Origin of the sequence: Streptomyces sp. NPDC102279 (assembly GCF_044766365.1) — a bacterium.
Classification (GTDB): domain Bacteria; phylum Actinomycetota; class Actinomycetes; order Streptomycetales; family Streptomycetaceae; genus Streptomyces.
Map to the genome: position 1 here is coordinate 680879 of NZ_JBIWLU010000002.1, position 18549 is coordinate 699427.

16 protein-coding genes and 1 tRNA gene are annotated in these 18549 nt (G+C 71.3%); 7 read left to right on the forward strand and 10 right to left on the reverse strand.

Going from position 1 to position 18549, the window contains the following annotated elements; genetic code table 11:
* Positions 1-234: 234 nt before the first annotated feature.
* The 3 genes from ACIRQH_RS06435 (at position 235) to ACIRQH_RS06445 (ending at position 3493) form a co-directional block, all read left to right on the forward strand.
* Positions 235-1164 (forward strand): lysylphosphatidylglycerol synthase domain-containing protein, encoded by a 930-nt coding sequence (locus tag ACIRQH_RS06435; protein WP_358817841.1) that lies wholly within the window; start codon positions 235-237, stop codon positions 1162-1164.
* A 106-nt stretch (positions 1165-1270) separates the two neighbouring features.
* On the forward strand, positions 1271-2035 hold the full coding sequence (locus ACIRQH_RS06440; protein ID WP_388871107.1) for a crotonase/enoyl-CoA hydratase family protein: 765 nt from the start codon (positions 1271-1273) through the stop codon (positions 2033-2035).
* Between the two features lie 360 nt (positions 2036-2395).
* The gene (locus tag ACIRQH_RS06445) at positions 2396-3493 is read left to right on the forward strand and encodes a mechanosensitive ion channel family protein (protein ID WP_388931847.1); all 1098 of its coding nucleotides are present in this window, start codon (positions 2396-2398) and stop codon (positions 3491-3493) included.
* A gap of 56 nt (positions 3494-3549) precedes the next feature.
* On the opposite strand, the gene ACIRQH_RS06450 is transcribed toward ACIRQH_RS06445, so the two are convergent.
* Positions 3550-5100: a M1 family metallopeptidase gene (locus ACIRQH_RS06450; RefSeq protein ID WP_404224506.1), complete on the reverse strand. Its 1551-nt coding sequence runs from the start codon at positions 5098-5100 to the stop codon at positions 3550-3552.
* Between the two features lie 285 nt (positions 5101-5385).
* On the opposite strand from ACIRQH_RS06450, the gene ACIRQH_RS06455 reads away from it, so the two are divergent.
* The 3 genes from ACIRQH_RS06455 (at position 5386) to ACIRQH_RS06465 (ending at position 10087) form a co-directional block, all read left to right on the forward strand.
* Positions 5386-7605, forward strand: a complete 2220-nt coding sequence (locus ACIRQH_RS06455; protein ID WP_388871115.1) for an NADP-dependent isocitrate dehydrogenase — start codon at positions 5386-5388, stop codon at positions 7603-7605.
* 280 nt (positions 7606-7885) lie between these two features.
* Positions 7886-8947: a nitrous oxide reductase family maturation protein NosD gene (locus ACIRQH_RS06460; RefSeq protein ID WP_404224508.1), complete on the forward strand. Its 1062-nt coding sequence runs from the start codon at positions 7886-7888 to the stop codon at positions 8945-8947.
* Positions 8948-9049: 102 nt separating this feature from the next.
* Positions 9050-10087: a methyltransferase gene (locus tag ACIRQH_RS06465; protein ID WP_358817783.1), complete on the forward strand. Its 1038-nt coding sequence runs from the start codon at positions 9050-9052 to the stop codon at positions 10085-10087.
* 95 nt (positions 10088-10182) lie between these two features.
* Here the strand turns inward: ACIRQH_RS06465 and ACIRQH_RS06470 are convergent, their stop codons facing one another.
* The 7 genes from ACIRQH_RS06470 to ACIRQH_RS06500 all read right to left on the reverse strand — a co-directional run bounded on the left by ACIRQH_RS06470 (position 10183) and on the right by ACIRQH_RS06500 (position 15493).
* A complete protein-coding gene (locus tag ACIRQH_RS06470) occupies positions 10183-10515 on the reverse strand; it encodes a TcmI family type II polyketide cyclase (protein ID WP_358817784.1) in 333 nt (110 codons plus the stop codon).
* A 27-nt stretch (positions 10516-10542) separates the two neighbouring features.
* On the reverse strand, positions 10543-11016 hold the full coding sequence (locus ACIRQH_RS06475) for an SRPBCC family protein (RefSeq protein WP_358817785.1): 474 nt from the start codon (positions 11014-11016) through the stop codon (positions 10543-10545).
* 1 nt (position 11017) lies between these two features.
* On the reverse strand, positions 11018-11278 hold the full coding sequence (locus tag ACIRQH_RS06480) for a phosphopantetheine-binding protein (RefSeq protein WP_355871026.1): 261 nt from the start codon (positions 11276-11278) through the stop codon (positions 11018-11020).
* Between the two features lie 29 nt (positions 11279-11307).
* Positions 11308-12561, reverse strand: coding sequence for a ketosynthase chain-length factor (locus tag ACIRQH_RS06485; RefSeq protein WP_358817786.1), 1254 nt, complete (start codon positions 12559-12561; stop codon positions 11308-11310).
* Complete coding sequence (locus tag ACIRQH_RS06490) at positions 12558-13826, reverse strand: beta-ketoacyl-[acyl-carrier-protein] synthase family protein (RefSeq protein WP_388871120.1); 1269 nt, start codon at positions 13824-13826, stop codon at positions 12558-12560. Before ACIRQH_RS06490 ends, ACIRQH_RS06485 begins: the two co-directional genes overlap by 4 nt.
* The gene (locus ACIRQH_RS06495) at positions 13823-14305 is read right to left on the reverse strand and encodes a cupin domain-containing protein (RefSeq protein ID WP_355871017.1); all 483 of its coding nucleotides are present in this window, start codon (positions 14303-14305) and stop codon (positions 13823-13825) included. The genes ACIRQH_RS06490 and ACIRQH_RS06495 overlap by 4 nt, the downstream gene beginning before the upstream one ends.
* Before the next feature lie 63 nt (positions 14306-14368).
* Positions 14369-15493: a SchA/CurD-like domain-containing protein gene (locus tag ACIRQH_RS06500; protein ID WP_358817788.1), complete on the reverse strand. Its 1125-nt coding sequence runs from the start codon at positions 15491-15493 to the stop codon at positions 14369-14371.
* A 236-nt stretch (positions 15494-15729) separates the two neighbouring features.
* Here ACIRQH_RS06500 and ACIRQH_RS06505 point away from each other — a divergent pair, with 236 nt between their 5' ends.
* Positions 15730-17433: an FAD-dependent monooxygenase gene (locus tag ACIRQH_RS06505; RefSeq protein ID WP_358817789.1), complete on the forward strand. Its 1704-nt coding sequence runs from the start codon at positions 15730-15732 to the stop codon at positions 17431-17433.
* Positions 17434-17524: 91 nt separating this feature from the next.
* On the opposite strand, the gene ACIRQH_RS06510 is transcribed toward ACIRQH_RS06505, so the two are convergent.
* Both ACIRQH_RS06510 and ACIRQH_RS06515 read right to left on the reverse strand, forming a co-directional pair.
* A tRNA-Pro gene (locus ACIRQH_RS06510) sits at positions 17525-17598 on the reverse strand.
* 114 nt (positions 17599-17712) lie between these two features.
* Positions 17713-18480: an NPP1 family protein gene (locus ACIRQH_RS06515; RefSeq protein ID WP_358817790.1), complete on the reverse strand. Its 768-nt coding sequence runs from the start codon at positions 18478-18480 to the stop codon at positions 17713-17715.
* Between the last annotated feature and the right edge of the window lie 69 nt (positions 18481-18549).

Below are 18549 nucleotides of genomic sequence, written 5' to 3' on the forward strand. Positions count from 1 at the left end.
CACGGTAGAACCTCAAGCTTCATTGAGGTCAAGAGTTCCCGGGGAGGACACCCTCACGAGCGGGACGGCGTCAACCCGGGACCCGCGGGGTCCACCCCTCCCGCAGCTTGCCCGGCGTGTCAGCCGCCGTCCCCGCGCCCGCAACCTCACGTTGGTGCGGTGTGGAAAACCTCTCCCGATGTGACGACCGTACGACTCCCCCGAGCGAGGCAGGCGCTTCCCCGGCGCCTCGCCCTGCGCCCCGCCGTCCGGCCGGTCCTGTGCCTGCTACCGCTCGCCCTGGTCCTGGTGGTGGCCGTGCGCCACCGGTCCGTCCTCGCCGAGGGCTTCGGCCATCTGCGGTCCGCCGAGTGGCCGTGGCTCGCGGCCGCGGCCACCGCGACCGCCCTGACCTGGGTGGCCGCGGCCCTGACCCGTCAGGGCGCGGTCATGGAACGGCTGCCCGCACGCCGGCTGCTCGCCACCCAGTTCGCGGCGGGCGCGGCCAACCATCTGCTGCCGACCGGCCTCGGCGCCGGAGCGGTCAATCTGCGGTTCATGACGGTGTGCGGGGTCCCGCTCGCCCGCTCGTCGGCCGCGCTCGCGCTGTATCTGCTCGCCGAGTCGATCGCCCGGCTCGGACTGCTCCTCGGCCTGCTGATCGCGTTCCCCGACGCGCTGCGCCTCGGCGGTCTGCTCCCGGACGGCGCGGCCGGGCCGCTGCTGCTGGGGATCGGGCTGCTGGTGGCCGTCGCGGCGGCGACGCTGCTGCTCGTACGGCGGCTGCGCACGCCCGTCGCCTCCTTCCTACGCACCGCGCTCGGCGAGGCCCGCTCCGTGCACACCCGGCCGGCCCGTGCCTTCGCCCTGTGGGGCGGCTCGCTCGCGTTCCCGCTGCTCCAGGCCGCGGGTCTCGCGGCGGTGGGCCGCGCGCTGGGCCTGTCGGTGTCACCCGCGCACATGGTGATCGCCTACCTCGCGGCGACGGTCGCGGTCGCGCTGGTGCCGACGCCCGGTGGCCTCGGTTCGGTGGAGGCGGCCCTGACCGTGGCGCTGGTCGCGGCGGGCGGCCCGGTCGCGGTGGCCACGGCGGTGGTACTGGCGTACCGGATCATCACGGTGTGGGTGCCGTTGCTGCCGGGGGCGCTGACGCTGGGGGCCCTGGTGCGCTGGAAGGTGATCTGAGACGGGGGGCGCCCCCCTGAGACGGTGCGCACCCCGGCGAGCTGTGGTACCGAGGAGTGACCACGACGTGCGGTGAGGCGCGTCGGCCGGAGAAGGAGACAGCGCCATGCCGGTCCGGATCGAACGCCAGGGTCATGTCACCACCGTCGTCCTCTCCCGGCCGGCGGCCCGCAACGCGGTGGACGGGCCGACCGCGGCGGAACTCGCGGACGCCTTCCGGAAGTTCGAGGCCGACGAGACCGCGCGCGTCGCGGTGCTCTGGGGCGAGGGCGGCACCTTCTGCGCGGGTGCGGACCTCAAGGCCATCGGCGCCGAGCAGGGCAACCAGGTCACCGAGGACGGCGACGGTCCGATGGGCCCCACCCGGCTGCGACTGACCAAGCCGGTGATCGCGGCCGTCGCGGGGCACGCGGTGGCCGGCGGTCTGGAACTGGCGCTGTGGTGCGATCTGCGGGTCGCCGAGGAGGACGCCGTCTTCGGGGTCTTCTGTCGCCGCTGGGGCGTCCCGCTCATCGACGGGGGCACCGTGCGGCTCCCCCGGCTCATCGGCACCAGCCGCGCGATGGACATGATCCTCACGGGTCGCGCGGTCCCCGCGGCGGAGGCGTACGGGATGGGGCTCGCCAACCGGCTGGTCCCGGTGGGCCGGGCTCGCGCCGAGGCGGAGCGGCTCGCGGCGGAGATCGCCGACTTCCCGCAGGCCTGCCTGCGCAGCGACCGCGCCTCGGTCCTCGACCAGGAGGGCCTGATCGAGAAGGCCGCCCTGCGCACCGAACTCCGCTACGGCATGGACGTACTGGACGAGAGCATGGAGGGCGCGGCCCGCTTCTCCGCGGGGGCCGGGCGACACGGTTCGTTCGACGGGGTCTGACACCGGGGCCGGCGCTCGGGGCCATCGCCGGCGGCTCGCGCCCGGTTGAAGGACGTATCCCGGCCATTTCGGCGCGGGGTCGACGGGGTCCGCGACGGAGAAGAGCCGCGCGAAGGCCGAGAACGGTCACCGGGTGCTCGCACGAGGGGCGTTGACGGGCAGTTCCGGTCAATGGCGGGACTGTGCGGGACTGGTGACGGAGGGGCAGCCGGATGCGGCAGGATGAGCGGTCGCCCCGGACGACGAACACCTGTCCGGGCGAGATCGCGCGTTCCCGGATTCGAGCAGGTGGCAAGTGACGACGCAGCGCATACGGCCCGCGGGCCCTCACCCCGGTCCCGGTCTCCCGGGAGGTCATCGATGAAGCGTTCGGTCACCGTGGACGACCTGATGATCGCCGGCATAGCCGTGGCCGCGGGGCTGCTGGCGGCGTTCCTGCTGCGGATGCTGCTGCGCTGGCTGGGCAAGCACGCCGAGCGCACCCGCTGGAGCGGCGACGACGTCATCGTGGACGCGCTGCGCGCCCTGGTGCCGTGGGTGGCGATCGTGGGCGGGCTCGCGTCGGCGGCCGCCGTGCTGCCGCTGACCGCGGCGGTCGGACGGACGGTCAGCCGATCGCTGACCGTGCTGCTCATCCTGGTCACGACGGTCACCGCGGCACGGCTCATCGCGGGCCTGGTGCGGTCGGTGACCCAGTCTCGGTCGGGTGTCGCCGGATCGGCCACCATCTTCGTGAACATCACCCGGGTCGTGGTGCTGGCGATCGGTTTCCTGGTGGTCCTGCAGACGCTGGGGATCTCCATAGCGCCCCTGCTCACGGCTCTGGGCGTGGGCGGTCTCGCGGTCGCCCTGGCCCTCCAGGACACCCTCGCCAACCTCTTCGCGGGCGTGCACATCCTCGCGTCGAAGACGATCCAGCCGGGCGACTACATCAGGCTGAGCAGCGGCGAGGAGGGGTACGTCGTCGACATCAACTGGCGCAACACCACGGTCCGCCAGCTCTCCAACAACCTGGTCATCATCCCCAACGCCCAGCTGTCGGGCACCAACATGACCAACTTCACCCGGCCCGAGCAGCAGATGACGCTCACCGTGCAGGTGGGCGTCGGATACGACAGCGACCTGGACCACGTCGAGCGGGTGACGAACGAGGTCGTGACCGAGGTCATGACCGAGGTCACGGGAGCCGTCCCGGACCATGAGCCCGCCGTACGCTTCCACACCTTCGGCGACTCGCGCATCGGACTGACCGTGATCCTCGGCGTGGGCGAGTTCAGCGACCAGTACCGGATCAAGCACGAGTTCATCAAGCGCCTGCACAAGCGCTACCGCGACGAGGGCGTCCGCATCCCGTCCCCGGCCCGCACGGTCGCCCTCCAGCCCGGCGGGTCCGGGCTCCTGGAGACCGCCATCCCCCATCAGCGCGAGGCCCGGCACGAGGCCGCGCACCAGCGCTGAGAACCGGCAGGGGCCGGGCGGAGCCTCTCCGCCCGGCCCCTGCTCGTCGCCAGCGATCAGAGCGTCGCGGACGAGTCCGGGTAGTGGCCGGGCTCACGGTGGCGAGGCGCGACCAGACTCGACACGACCGGGGTGACCGTCCAGTCGGGGTGGTTCGGCATGCGCGGTGTCTTCGTCCCGTACAGCCAGTCGTTCAGGAAGCCCGACTGGTCCTGTCCGGAGATCTTCGTGGCGACCGCGATGTAGTCCGCGGTGGTCGCGGCCGAGTTGCGGTGGCGCTCCAGGAAGGTGCGCTCGATACGGTTGAAGACGTCCTCGCCGACGGCCTCGCGCAGCGCGTAGAGGACGAGGACTCCGCCCAGGTAGCGCTGGTTGTCGAAGAGGTTGACGGCGTTCGGCGCGGCGACCGGCCCGGAGGACGCCCGCCACTGGTCTCCCCTGGCGTACGTGTCCCTCATCCGGGCTTCCATGGTGAGCAGGCCGAGCGAGTCGGCCCAGCCACGCTCGTAGCGGTAGAGCAGCCCGTAGAAGTCGGCGTGACCCTCGTTGATCCACAGATCAGCCCAGTCGGCCGGGCTGACGCTGTTGCCGAACCAGGAGTGCACCAGCTCGTGCATCATGTGCGAGCCGATCTTCTTCTCCTCCTGGAGCAGGAAGTTCGGCTTGTAGAGCGTGAGCGTCTGCGTCTCCAGGCCCGTGAAGTCGAAGGCGTTCGCGGCGTCGGAGTTGCAGGGCAGCAGCCCGTACGTCTCGAACGGGTAGGCGCCGAGCCGCTGCTCCAGCCAGTCGAGATGGCCGGGGGTGAGCGCGAGCGCCGGCTCCAGCGCGGTGGCGCGCGCCGTCGGGACGACGTCCCGCAGTCTCAGCCCGTGCGGCCCCTGCCGCTCCTTGACGATGTAGTCGCCGACCGTGATCTGCACGAGTTCGGTGGCTGTAGGCGAACCCGAACGGTAGGTGTACGCGGTCCGGTCGCCGTCGAGGTTCTCCGTGCGGACCAGCCTGCCGCTCGCGACGCCGCGCAGGGTGCTCGGCACGGTGATGCGGAAGCTGAAGTCCGCCTTGTCCAGCGGGTGGTCGTTGCACGGGAAGACGGTGTGCGCCGCATTCGGCTGGGGGCACACGGCGAATCCGTCGGGGGTGGGGACCCAGGCGGTGTACGCGAGGGTCCTGGCCGGGTCGGCGGTGTACTCGACACAGACCGCGACGGCGCAGGACTCCGGCAGGGCGCGGGCCGGGGTGATCCGCAGCTTCTCGTCCACCTGCTCGAAGGTGGCCGCGGCGCCACCGACCCGCACCGACCGCACGTCCAGGCCGAGCGCGTCGAGCGAGAAGCGGGAGAGTGCCTGGGTCGACCTGATCATCAAGGTCACCTTGGCGTCGACCAGACGGGTCGTGGCGTCGTACGCGAAGTCGAGGTGGTACGCCTCGACGCGGTAGCCGTCGTTCCCGAGGGACGGGAAGACGGAGTCGCCGAGGGTCTCCGCGCCCGGGGTGCCCCCGGGCTTCAAGGCCTGGGGGCGCGCCGAGGCCGTCGGTCCGGCGGCGAGCACGGCGGCCGTGCCGAGCAGTGCGGCCGCGGGGGCCGTCACTCTGGTGCGATATCTCATGATTCGCCTTCGTTCGGGCGGCGGGGAGCCTGGAGGCCCGCCGCCGTATCACGGTGGGTGATCACCTTCAGTACGCGTGAGGAGGGAGCCCGGTTGCCTCCGGTTCACCCTTTCCCGATTTCACTCCGGTCCGCGTTTTCACTTCGGCCGGCCCGGCCCGGCGCGCCACGGGCGGCGGTTTCCCGTCGCCCTCGGCCCGCCCCGGCGCGGACCCCTGTCGAGGCCGGGTCGCTCACGAGATATCTTGATGTCGAGCAATGTTGCAGACGTGGAGCGGAGCACCCGGTGACTGACTCGACCATCATCTATACGCACACTGACGAGGCCCCGGCCCTGGCGACGTATTCGTTCCTGCCGGTGGTCCAGGCGTACGCCTCTCAGGCGGGTGTCACTGTGGAGACCCGTGACATCTCGCTGGCCGGGCGCATCATCGCCCTCTTCCCGGAGTACCTCCAGGAGGACCAGCGCATCGCGGACGCCCTGTCCGAGCTCGGTGAGCTGGCCAAGACGCCCGGCGCGAACATCATCAAGCTGCCGAACATCTCGGCGTCGATCCCGCAGCTGAAGGCGGCGCTCGCCGAGCTTCAGGCGCAGGGCTACGCGCTGCCGGACTACCCGGACGACCCGAAGTCGGACGAGGAGCGCGACATCCGCGCCCGTTACGACAAGGTCAAGGGCAGCGCCGTGAACCCGGTGCTGCGCGAGGGCAACTCCGACCGCCGCGCTCCCGCGTCGGTCAAGAACTACGCCAAGACGCACCCGCACCGCATGGGCAAGTGGACGTCCGACTCGAAGACGAACGTCGCCACCATGGGCGTCGACGACTTCCGGTCCACCGAGAAGTCCGCGGTGATCTCCGAGGCGGGCGCGCTGCGGATCGAGCTGGTCGGCGACGACGGCTCCACCACCGTGCTGCGCGAGTCCGTACCCGTCCTGCCCGGCGAGGTCGTGGACGCGTCCGTCATGCACGTCGCGCCGCTGCGCGAGTTCCTCACGGCGCAGATCGCCCGCGCCAAGGCCGAGGGCGTGCTGTTCTCGGTCCACCTCAAGGCCACGATGATGAAGGTCTCCGACCCGATCGTCTTCGGTCACGTGGTGCGCGCCTTCTTCCCCAGGACGTTCGCGAAGTACGGCGAGACGCTCGCCACCGCCGGTCTGACCCCGAACGACGGTCTCGGCGGCATCTACAAGGGCCTGGAGTCCCTGCCCGAGGGCGCCGAGATCAAGGCGTCCTTCGACGCCGAGCTCGCCGAGGGCCCCGAGCTGGCGATGGTCGACTCCGACAAGGGCATCACCAACCTGCACGTGCCGTCCGACGTCATCGTCGACGCCTCGATGCCGGCCATGATCCGCACCTCCGGCCACATGTGGGGCCCGGACGGCCAGGAGGCCGACACCCTCGCGGTCCTGCCGGACAGCAGCTACTCCGGCGTGTACCAGGTCGTCCTCGACGACTGCCGCGCCAACGGCGCCTTCGACCCGTCGACCATGGGCACCGTCCCGAACGTCGGCCTCATGGCGCAGAAGGCCGAGGAGTACGGCAGTCACGACAAGACCTTCGAGGTGCCGACCACCGGCACCGTCCGTCTCGTCGACCAGGCCGGCAACGTCGTCCTGGAGCAGACGGTCTCCGCCGGCGACATCTTCCGCGCCTGCCAGACCAAGGACGCCCCGATCAAGGACTGGGTGAAGCTGGCCGTCACCCGCGCCCGCGCCACCGGCGACCCGACCGTGTTCTGGCTGGACGAGACCCGCGCGCACGACGCCGTGCTCATCGAGAAGATCCAGCGGTACCTGCCGGAGCACGACACCGAGGGCCTGGACATCCGTGTCCTGTCCCCCGTCGAGGCGACCAAGCTCTCCGTGGAGCGCATCCGCCGCGGCGAGAACACCATCTCGGTCACCGGCAACGTGCTGCGCGACTACCTGACCGACCTGTTCCCGATCCTGGAACTGGGCACCAGCGCCAAGATGCTGTCGATCGTCCCGCTGATGGCGGGCGGCGGCCTCTTCGAGACGGGCGCCGGCGGCTCCGCGCCGAAGCACGTGCAGCAGCTCGTCAAGGAGGACTACCTCCGCTGGGACAGCCTCGGTGAGTTCCTCGCCCTGGCCTCCAGCTTCGAGCACCTCGCGACCACCACGGGCAACGCCCGCGCCCAGGTGCTCGCCGACACCCTCGACCGCGCGACGGCGACCTTCCTCAACGAGGACAAGTCGCCGACCCGCCGCGTCGGCGGCATCGACAACCGCGGCAGCCACTTCTTCCTCTCCCTGTACTGGGCGAAGGAGCTGGCCCAGCAGACCGACGACGCGGACCTCGCCAAGGCGTTCGCCCCGCTCGCCGAGGTGCTGACCGCGCAGGAGCAGACGATCGTCGACGAGCTGAACGCGGTCCAGGGCAAGCCCGCCGAGATCGGCGGCTACTACCAGCCCGACCCCGCCAAGGCCGCCGCGGTCATGCGCCCGTCGGCCACCTGGAACGAGGCGCTGGCGACCCTCGCCTGACCCACGCGCCACCCCGCGCAGGCGACTTCGCGGACGTAGCTCGACGCACACCGCCCCGGCCGGACTCCCCGGCCGGGGCGGCGTGCGTCGTGACGCACACCGCCGGGCGGCGAACGCCCTCACGAGCGCCGGACCGGTCGTCCGGCCCGCGCTTCGCCGCCCTCGCCGCCGTCGCCGTCCCGCACCGTTCCTCCCCGCTCGGCGCGTCACGGTGACAGGAGCGGGCCCACCTGGGCGATCACCGGTGGCGGGCCGCAACGCCCGTTCATAACTTCGGCCTATGACCAAACGACAGTTGGCCCACCTCGCCTGCGCGGCGGCGGTAGCGGCGTCGGGCCTGGGCGCAGCCGCCCCCTCGGCCGCCCACCGGTCGGTGCACCTGGTGCGCGCCGGCGAATCCATCCAGAAGGCCGTTGACGCGGCGAAGCCGGGCGACACCGTCGTCGTCTCCCCCGGCAACTACCACGAGAGCGTCCGCATCACCGTGTCGGGCCTGACCCTGCGCGGCTCGGGCGCACGCAACACCGTCATCGTGCCGGGCACGGCCACCGGCGACGCGTGCGCCACGGCCGGCAACGGCATCTGCGTCGCCGGGACGGACAGCAGTCCGGTCCGCCGTGTCACCGTGGCCGCGCTGACGCTCAGGGGCTTCACCAAGCAGGGCCTGTGGGCCACCGGGACGGACCGGCTGACCGTCCGCGGGGTCACCGCCGAGAAGAACGGCCAGTGGGGCCTCGCCACCGAGCGGTCCGTCCGCGCGGCGCTCGTCGGCAACACCGCCCGGGACAACGGCGACGCCGGTGTCTTCGTCTCCAACACGGTCGCCACCGAGGAGGGCGCCCGCGACAGCCAGAACACCGTCATCGCCGGCAACCGGCTGAGCGGCAACCGGATCGGCGTCACCGTACGACGGCTGCGAAACCTGACCGTCGCCCGCAACGACGCGACCGGCAACTGCGCCGCCGTGTTCGTCGTCGGAGACGAGAACAAGCCGCGGGTCGGCGCCCTGACCCTGCGGCAGAACCACATCCACGCCAACAACAAGTCCTGCCCCAAGACCGCGCGCCTCCCCTTCCTCCAGGGCTCGGGCATCGTCCTCACCGGCGCCGAGGACTCCCTCGTGACGCACAACCGGATCGAGGACAACGTGGGCACGTCCCCGCTGTCCGGCGGCATCGTGCTGTTCAAGAGCTTCGTGGGCGCCCTCAACGAACGCAACGAGGTCCGCGACAACGTCCTGCTGCGCAACGGCCCGGCCGACCTGGCCAACCGTGACACCGGCCAGGGCAACACGTTCCGGGGCAACAGCTGCGCCGTATCGGAGCCCGCCGGAATGTGCTGACCGGGGGCACGCCCCCAAGACCCCGGTCCCGCCGTCCCCGTAGGCACCGGACCGGTCTGACTCCCTCCCCCGTACAGCACGACACCAGAAGCGAGGCATCCCATGACGACAGTCGAACAGGTCGACCAGACTCCCCCACCGCCCATGCGGCTGCGGGAGCTCGTGTTCGGAGCGGCCTGCGCGGCCGCCGTACGCGCCGCCGCCCGCCTCGGCGTGGCCGACGCGCTCGACGACCGCCCCATGGAGGTGGAGGACCTGGCGGGCGCGGTGAAGACCCAGCCGCACACGCTGCGCCGGCTGCTGCGCGCCCTGTCCTGCCAGGGCGTGTTCGTGGAGAACCCGGACGGCACCTTCGGACACACGGAGATGTCCCGGCTGCTGCGCGAGGACGACCCGCACAGCCTCCGGTACATCGCCCTGTGGTGCACGGAGCCGTGGACGTGGGCGGTCTGGCCGCAGCTCGACGAGGCGGTGCGCACCGGCGACAACGTCTTCGAGAACGTGTACGGCCGGGAGTTCTTCGCCTACCTCAACGAGGAGGCGCCCGAGTCCGCGCACGTCTTCAACCGCGCCATGACCACGTCCAGCGCGCAGTCGGCACGGGACGTCGCCGAGCTGCTCGACCTCCAGGGCGTGACCTCGGTCGCGGACATCGGCGGCGGACAGGGGCAGGTCGTGGCCAGCCTGCTGGAGAAGCACCCCGCCCTGCACGGCACGCTGCTCGACCTGCCGGGCGTGGTGGACAACGCCGATCCGCGGCTGCGCGACGGCGGGGCGCTGGCCGAGCGGGTACGGATCGTGCCGGGCGACTGCCGGCAGGACATCCCGGTGCAGGCCGACGTGTACATCATCAAGAACATCCTGGAGTGGGACGACGAGAGCACCCGCCGGGCGCTCGCCAACGTCCGCAAGGCCGCGCGTCCCGGCGCCCGGGTCATCGTCATCGAGAACCTCGTGGACGACACCCCGTCGATGAAGTTCACGACCGCCATGGACCTGCTGCTGCTCCTGAACGTGGGCGGCGCCAAGCACACCCGGCAGAGCATGGTCGACCGGCTCACGGAGGCCGGCCTGGTCATCGGCGAGGTCCGCCCGGTGAACGCGTATCTGCACGCCTTCGAGTGCACGGTCCCCGCCTGATCCGGCCGGACGCCCCGAAGAACCCGGAAAACCCGAGGCCGCCGGTTCCGCTTCTCGCGGAGCCGGCGGCCTCGGGTGTGTGCCGGGGTGCCCGGTCAGGACGCGGTGGGCCGCTCCCACGTGTAGAAGCACTGGGCCATGGCGTCCTTGGGACTCCGCCACGTCTGCGGGTCGTACGCGCTCACGTACGCCGCCAGTTCGTCGCTCACGTTCCGGAACTCCGGGTGTCCCGCCACCTTCGCGATGGCCGGCGCCGGGTCCCGCTCGGACTCGATGAGGTGCAGGTACACATCACCGAACTGGAAGAGGCTGCGCCGGTTGACCCCGATGAGGTGCGGCAGTTCGCCGCGGTCGGAGGCGGCGAACACGTCGGAGATCGCGGGCGCCGAACCGGGCGCCATACGGGCGACGATCAGGGCGTGGTGCATCGGACGGTCCTTCCTGTGTGCCGTGGGTCAGCTGACGGGGGCGGTGCGGCGCTCCCGGGCGGCCTGCTCGATCTTGTCCCGGATGAGACCCATCTGCGTGGCGGAGTTCCGGTTGATGTTGTCCGTCATCCACTCGTCGTCCACGGGGGCCTCGGGCTTCATCGCGAAGTCCTGCACCCAGCGCATGTGGGTGCCTCCCGGCGTCTGCTCGTACTCCCAGCGGATGTTCATGTGCGCGAACGGCCCCGTCTCCACGCGACGGGCCCGGACGGTCCGCGCGACGCGGTCCATGGTGCGCTCCGAGACCCAGCTCCACACCTTCCCGTTCTCGTCCGGGTGCATGGTGAGGCGGAACGTCGTCGAGTCGCCGTCCCGGGAGAGGACTTCGAGCGAGGCGTACTCGCTGAAGAGCTGGGGCCAGTTCTCGATGTCGTTCGTCATGTCCCAGACGAGGTCGAGAGGGGCGTCGATGGTGATGCTGTTGTCGGTGTGTCCGGGCACGTCAGGCTCCAGCCTTGAGGGTGTCGTTGACGAGGTCGAGGAACTCGCGCGGGGTCTTGCAGCGTTCGGTGTCCGGCGGGAGGGGCCGGCTGTACCGGTTCTCCAGCTCGCCGACGATGCCGAGCAGACCGAGCGAGTCGAGTCCGAGGGTGCCGAAGGGGGCGTCGGACGCGTTCGCGAGTTCCTGGGGGTCGACGGTGATCCCGGCCGCCTTCTTCATCAGCGCGGCCAGCTCGTCGAAGGTCACTTCGGTGGTGATCATGCGTGTGTTCTCCTCACTTGCCGCCCGGACTAGCGGGCGGAGTCACCGCGGCGCACGACCAGCGCCGCGTTGGAACCCATGAGTCCCCTGCTGAGGATCAGCGCCGTCCGCAGCTCGGCGGGGCGGGCGTCCGACATCACCAGATCGAGGTCGTGGCAGATGTCGAACACGTTCGGGGTGGGGGGTACCTGGCCGTGCTCCATGGCGAGCACCGCGGCCGCGGTGTCGAGCAGGGGCGCTCCGCAGTAGGCGCGTCCGATGCCCGTCTTGGGTGCCGTGACGGGCACACGGGTCCCGTGCGCGCCGAGGGCGTCGGCGATGGCGAGTGCCTCGGCCCGGTCGGCCTCGGGGACCCCGAGGGCGTCCGCGAAGACGACGTCGATCTCCTCCGGTGCGCAGTCGGCCTCGGCGAGGGCGCCGCGGATGGCCTGCGCGAGTCCCTCCCTCGACCGCTCCCACCGGGAGGCGCCGGTGAACGTCGCCGCGTGTCCGGCCACGACGGCCCGGACGGTCGCGCCGCGTTCACGGGCACGGTGCTCGTCCTCGACGACGAACATGGCGCCGCCCTCCGCGGGAACGAAACCGCAGGCTCCCTTGGTGAAGGGACGGTAGGCGCGATCGGGGTCCTCGACGGTGCTGAGCTCGGGGTAGGCGAGCTGGCACACCATCGAGTACGGGGCGAGGGGGGCCTCCGCCGCACCGACGACCATCGCGCCGGTGCCGCGCCGGACACCGCGGGCGGCGTGGGCGACGGCGTCCAGTCCGCCCGCCTCGTCGCTCGCGACCACACCGCAGGGGCCCTTGAAGCCGCCGCGGATGGAGATCTGGCCGGTGCTGGCGGCGTAGAACCAGGCGATGGACTGGTACGGGCCGACGTACCGGGATCCCTGGCCCCACAGCTTCTGCAGTTCGCGCTGGCCGAACTCGCCGCCGCCCGATCCCGCGGCGGTGACGACGCCGATGTCGTACGCCTCCTCGGGATCGACGTCACCGAGGCCGGCGTCGTCGAGGGCGAGGACGGTCGCGGCCATCGCGAAGTGGCTGAAGCGGTCCGTCTGGACGAGGAACCGCTCCTCGATGAGGTCCGCGGCGTCGAAGGCCCGGACCTCGCCCGCGACGCGCAGCGGCAGGTGCTCGCAGCCCTCGCGGGTGATCCGGTCGAGGACGCCGAGGCCTTCCCTGACGGACTTCCAGTAGGCGTCGGTGCGCTGTCCGTTGGGGGCGATGACGCCGATGCCGGTGACGGCGGCGCGCCCGGGTCGCTGCGTACGCTGCGTGGTCATCGTGTCCTCCCAGCCGGCCCGGTCAGGAGCACGGCGGACTGGAACCCGCCGAAACCGCTGCCGACGGAGAGCACGTTCCTCAGCTTCCGCGGGCGGGCGGTGCGCGGCACGTAGTCCAGATCGCACTCGGGGTCCGGGGTCTCGTAGTTCGCCGTGGGCGGTACGACCTGGTGCTTCAGCGCGAGGACGCAGGCGACGACCTCGATGGCACCGATCGCGCCGAGCGAGTGGCCCACCATGGATTTGATGGAACTCATGGGCGTGCCGTAGGCGTGGTCGCCCAGGGAGCGCTTGACGGCGGCGGTCTCGTGGCGGTCGTTCTGCCGGGTGCCGGAGCCGTGCGCGTTGACGTAGTCGATCAGTGTCGGGTCGAGACGGGCCTGGTCGAGCGTGGTGTCGATCGCCCGGGACATCTCCAGTCCCTCACTGGTCAGACCGGTCATGTGGTAGGCGTTGCCGTAGGTGGCGTAGCCGCCGATCTCGCAGTAGATGTGCGCGCCGCGGGCCCTGGCGTGCTCGTACTCCTCCAGGATCAGTACCGCGGCGCCCTCGCCCATGACGAACCCGTTGCGGTGGGCGTCGAAGGGCCGTGAGGCGTGCTCCGGGTCGTCGTTGTCGGGCGACGTGGCCTTGATGGCGTCGAAGCAAGCCATGGTGATCGGCGAGATCGGGGAGTCGGACGCGCCGGCGATGCAGATGTCGGCCCGGCCCTCCTCGATGGTGTGGAAGGCGTAGCCGACCGCGTCGAGTCCGGAGGTGCAGCCGGTGGAGACGGTCTGCACCGGCCCCTGGGCCCCGAACTCCTCGGCGACGACCGAGGCGAGCGTGCTGGGCGAGAACGCCAGGTGCAGCTGCGGGTCGGCGGTGCGGTGGTCGACGTCCCAGCGGCTGCCGCCCTCGCTGACCTTGACGTAGTCGTGCTCCAGACGGGTGGTGCCTCCGACGGCGCTGCCCAGCGAGACGGCGACGCGCCAGGGGTCCTGCTCGGCGGTGTCGATTCCCGCGTCGCGGACGGCTTCCCCGGCGGCGACGACCGCGAACTGGATGTAGCGGTCGGCGTCGCGGACGAGCTGCGGGTCGAGTCCGTGTGCGACCGGGTCGAAGTCGCACTCGGCTGCTATGCGGGAGCGCAGTCCCGCCGGGTCGAAGAGCGTGATGCCGCGGGTCGCGGTGCGGCCGCTTGCGAGGAGATCCCAGAACGCCTTCGTCCCGGTTCCGCCCGGAGCGACCACACCGATGCCGGTGACGGCCACTCGCCGGGTCACTGTATGGCCCCACTTCGCTCGGACGGCTGTCCGTGGTCCGGCGCGGACAGGTCCGGCCCGGTGGTGGCGAACCGCGGAGCGGGCTGGCTGTCGTCCGTCTCCTCGGTGTCGACGTGGCCGAGGCTCGGGCGCGGGGCGAGCGGGCCGAGGTGGAAGACCATGCGGGCCTCGGTGTCGCCGACGTTGCGGAAGCGGTGCCGCATGTTGATCGGGATGAGCAGGCCCTGGTCGGGCTGGAGGGCGAACGCCTCGCCGTCCAGGTCGACCTCGAGGGCGCCGTTCACCACGAACACGAACTCCTCGGAGTACGGGTGGTAGTGCTCGCTGATGCGCTCGCCGGGCTGCATGATGGCCAGGCCCATGAAGCCGCTGGTGGACCCCGCGGTGGCGGGCGTGAGCATGGCCCGGACGTCCCCGCCGCGCCGGCGGTTGGGCTCCGTCTCACTCAGGTCCACGATGCGTGGATGATTGTTGATCATGCTTGGTTCCTCCGGGTGGGGCGGGGACGGGGGACGTCCGCGGACGCTGGCTGTGGGGGTCCCTCAGGAGTCCGACGCGCTGCGGTCGGTGACGGGCAGCATGTCGGCGTGCGACAGCAGACGGTTGGTGTTGCGTTCCGTCGACAGGGCGCCTTCGACGCCGATCGCCGCTCCGTCGAGCAGACGTTCCAGCTCTGCGGCCTTCTTGGGGCCCTTGAGGCCGAGCGAGGCGACGGGGTCCTGGTCGAGCTCGCCCACGATGTCGATCAGTCGGACGACGATGTCGTCGCGCTGGAAAACGGTGCTGCGGTACACAGGGCTCGCCTGGTCGTCGGCCGCCGTCTCGTCCTGCTGGGCGAGAAACTTGGCCAGCTCCGTTCCGCAGCCCGGCCGCGCCGGGTAGTACAGGGCGTGCCGGCGCAGCTGCGCCGGCTCCTCGTGGCCGGAGACCACGTGGTGCACGGCCGGCAGCGCCGCCCGGGTGAAGAAGACGCGCGCGGAGTCCGGGTCGCTCAGGTCCCGGTCCTGCTCCAGGTACGGGTTGATGGCCTCCTCCACCGCCCGCACCTCGGGCTGGCGTGCCACGTGGCGCAGGGCCGCGAGGAGGTCGCCCTCCACCTCCACGGCGCGTACGACGCGGTTGCCGTGCATGAAGAGCGAGGTGCGGCGCAGCCGGGTGTTGTCGTCGACCTGGGCCTGCGGTGACGTGTAGCCGGCCAGGAGCTCGGCGACCTTCGACTCGGAGCCGGGCTTCACCGTGAAGGTCAGGGCGTGGCGGGCGACGCCGTCACCGACGCGGGCCTCCACCTGCGGGGCCGGCGGGACGGGCCGGCCGGTGAGGGCCTGGGCCGGGTGGGTCTCGCGCAGGATGCTGTAGCGCATGGACCGGGTGTCCCGGACGCAGCTGTGCATCGGCCGTACCGTCTCGACGTGCTCCTCGCTGTTCACCCAGGCGAGGAAGGGGGGCGCGCTCTCCCACTCGCTGGTGATGAGCCACTGCGAGGGGTTCTCGATCGACTGGCACAGCTGGTCACTGATGTGGCCGGGCACCGAGGCGACCTGGTTGCGCATGAGCTCGTACGCCTCGAGGAACTGCTCCTGGGCCCCTTCGTACAGGTCCAGCAGCAGAATCACGCGAAGCCTGGAGCCGTCGAAGGCCGACTGCGAGATACGTCCCGAGATGGTCATTCCAGCACACCTCTCCTCTTGGTCACGGAAAGCGAGGAACGACCGCGGTGTCCGAAAAGGCCGGGGCCGCCATGAGCTGATCGTTGACGCGACGCCCCGACTGCGCGAGCCCCACGGGTCGGACGAGTGAACCGCGCGCCATCCGGGTGTCCCCGACGCGCGAACCGGTGCCCACAGGGCATGGAATCGGCATCCTCATCTCCCATCACGTCGCAGGCGACGCATGGAGGCAGTCAATGAACCGATTCGAAGGGGCCGGCGAGATCGGTCACCGCACGCCCGTCCTCATCGTCGGCGGCTCTCTGGTGGGGCTCTCCACCTCGCTCTTCCTGGGCCGTCTCGGCGTGCCGCACATCCTCGTGGAGCGTCACTCGGGCACCTCGATCCATCCGCGCGGGCGTGGCAACAACGTGCGCACCATGGAGCTCTTCCGGACGGCCGGGGTTCAGAAGCGCATCGAGGAGGCCGCCTCGGTGCTGGCGGACAACCACGGCATCCTGCAGGCGCCGACCCTGGTGGGCGACGCGGGCGAGTGGCTCTTCAAGGAGATCGACCCGGGCGGCGGCCTGGCCCGCTTCAGCCCGGGCGCCTGGTGCCTGTGCAGCCAGAACGATCTCGAACCGGTGCTGCTGGAGACCGCTCGCGAGCTGGGCGGCGATCTGCGGTTCTCCACGGAGCTGATGTCGTTCGAGCAGGACCCCGACGGGGTGACCGCGAAGGTCAAGAGCCGCGAGACCGGCGAGCACACCACGATCCGCGCGGACTACCTGGTCGCGGCGGACGGACCGCGCAGCCCCGTCCGTGAGGCGCTCCGTATCGGACAGACCGGGCCGGGCGACCTGTTCCACAACGTGAGCGTCACGTTCACCTCGCGCGGCCTCGCGGAGGTCGTGGGCGACCGCCGGTTCATCGTCTGCTATCTGACCGACCCGGAGGCGGACGGCGCGCTGCTGCCGGTCGACAACAAGGAGCACTGGGTCTTCCACGCCCCCTGGCATCCCGAACACGGCGAAACCCTGGAGGAGTTCACCGACGAGCGGTGCGTGGAGCACATCCGGCGGGCGACGGGCGTGCCGGACCTGGACGTGCGGATCACCGGGCGGGCCGCCTGGCACGCGGCCGAGCGGGTCGCCGAACGGTACGCGGACAGGCGGGTGTTCCTGGCCGGCGACTCGGCGCACGAGATGTCCCCGACCGGCGCGTTCGGCTCCAACACCGGTATCCAGGACGCCCACAACCTGGCCTGGAAACTGTCCGCGGTGATCGGCGGCTGGGCCGGCCCGGGGCTGCTCGCGTCGTACGACGCCGAGCGCCGGCCGGTGGCGGAGGCCACGAGCGCACGGGCCTCGTCGCGCTCGGTCGAGCACAGCCACCCGGGGTACACGCCGTCCCCCGCGGCGGGCGGCCCGGGCGGTGCCGGGGGGCCGGGGGGTCCCGGGGGTCCGGGGGGTCCCGGCGGCAGGAAGGGCGGGATCCTCAACGTGGCGCTCGCCTACCGCTACCCGCGAGGTGCCGTGGTGGGCGCCGATCCGGCGGTCCCGGTCGTGCCCGACGGCGTACGGCTGACGGGTGAACCCGGGACCCGGGCGCCGCACCAGTGGCTGACCCGGGCGGGTGAGCGCGTCTCCACGCTCGATCTGTACGAGCGGTCCATGGTGCTGCTCAGCTCGGCGGACGGCAGCGGCGGCTGGCACGACGCGGCCCTGGACGTGGCACGGCAGCTCGACGTCCCGCTGGACTCCTACCGGGTCGGCGGCAGGCCCGAGGCGGAGCTGGCGCCGGCCGCCGACACGGACTGGGCGGAGGTCCACGGCGTCTCCCGGGACGGCGCGGTGCTGGTCCGCCCCGACGGGTTCGTCGCCTGGCGGTCCACGGAGGCGTCCGACGACCCCGCCACGGCGCTGCGGGAGGCGCTCACCACGGTCCTGGACTGCGGCTGATCCTCGTCCGGGCCGCGCCTCGGCGGGCGCGGAAACGGCCGGAGGCCGTATCGGTCACCCGATACGGCCTCCGGCCGACGACTTCGTACAGTCGGGACGACAGGATTTGAACCTGCGACCCCTTGACCCCCAGTCAAGTGCGCTACCAAGCTGCGCCACGTCCCGATGCGCCGTCACCCGGTGTCCCGTGTGATCGCGCATCCGAACCCTACCGCACCTCGGTGGGTGCCTCCGCACGCACCGTCATCGTCCCAGCCCAGCGGGGGTCACCGCCCGCCGTCAGGCGTTGGGGTCGAAGGCGATGCCCGCCGGCTCGGCCTTCACCAGGTGCGCGTTGAAATTGCCGTCCTTGAGGCCGAACACGGCGCTGCCGAAGTTGTAGGCGCTCAACTTGTCGCGCAGCCCGGCGGGGTAGCCGTTCCAGCCGACCAGGGTCGGGAACTGCCAGGTGTGCTGGTGGTTCTCCGGCGGCTCGTCGTTGGTGTTCGCGGGCCGGAAGCAGTGCGTTCCGATGCCGTCCTTGTGGTACACGACCTTGGGGTGCGTGCCGTCCCAGCGGATCTGGTCCCGCCCGTAGACGTTGAAGTTGCCGTGGGCCGAGGTGGACACGTACTTGGCCTCGTTGTCCTGGACCCACACCACGACGTGCTCCCAGTCGTTGCGGTGCCCGCCGAGGCCGCTGCCCGCGACGGCCTGGTCCTTCTCGAAGTAGAGGCCGTACATGATGGCGCACCAGCCGTTGTTGCACTTCTCGCGGGAGTAGCCGTTGGTGTTGTCGAGGTCCCAGGAGTCACGGCACTGGCCGTTCAGGGCGCCGGAGGGGTTGAGGCCGCCGTTGACCGTCCCGTCGGGGCCGATGGCGGGCGTCGGATAGCAGCCGTCGGTGTCGTAGTCGAAGGCCGGCTGGAACGTCTGCTCCAGTCCGTCCGCGTTCGCGGGCAGGGCCTTGGGCGGGTCGGCGAGGGCCACGCCCGGCAAGGCGACGACCAGCGCCACGGCGCTGCCGAGGATGAGCGAGACCTTGCTGATCCGCGAGCTTCTCTTCACTGCGTCCTCCAGATCGACCGCGGCGTGGGGGCGGGGCAGACCACGCGGTCAGGTTGGCATGCCCAGATC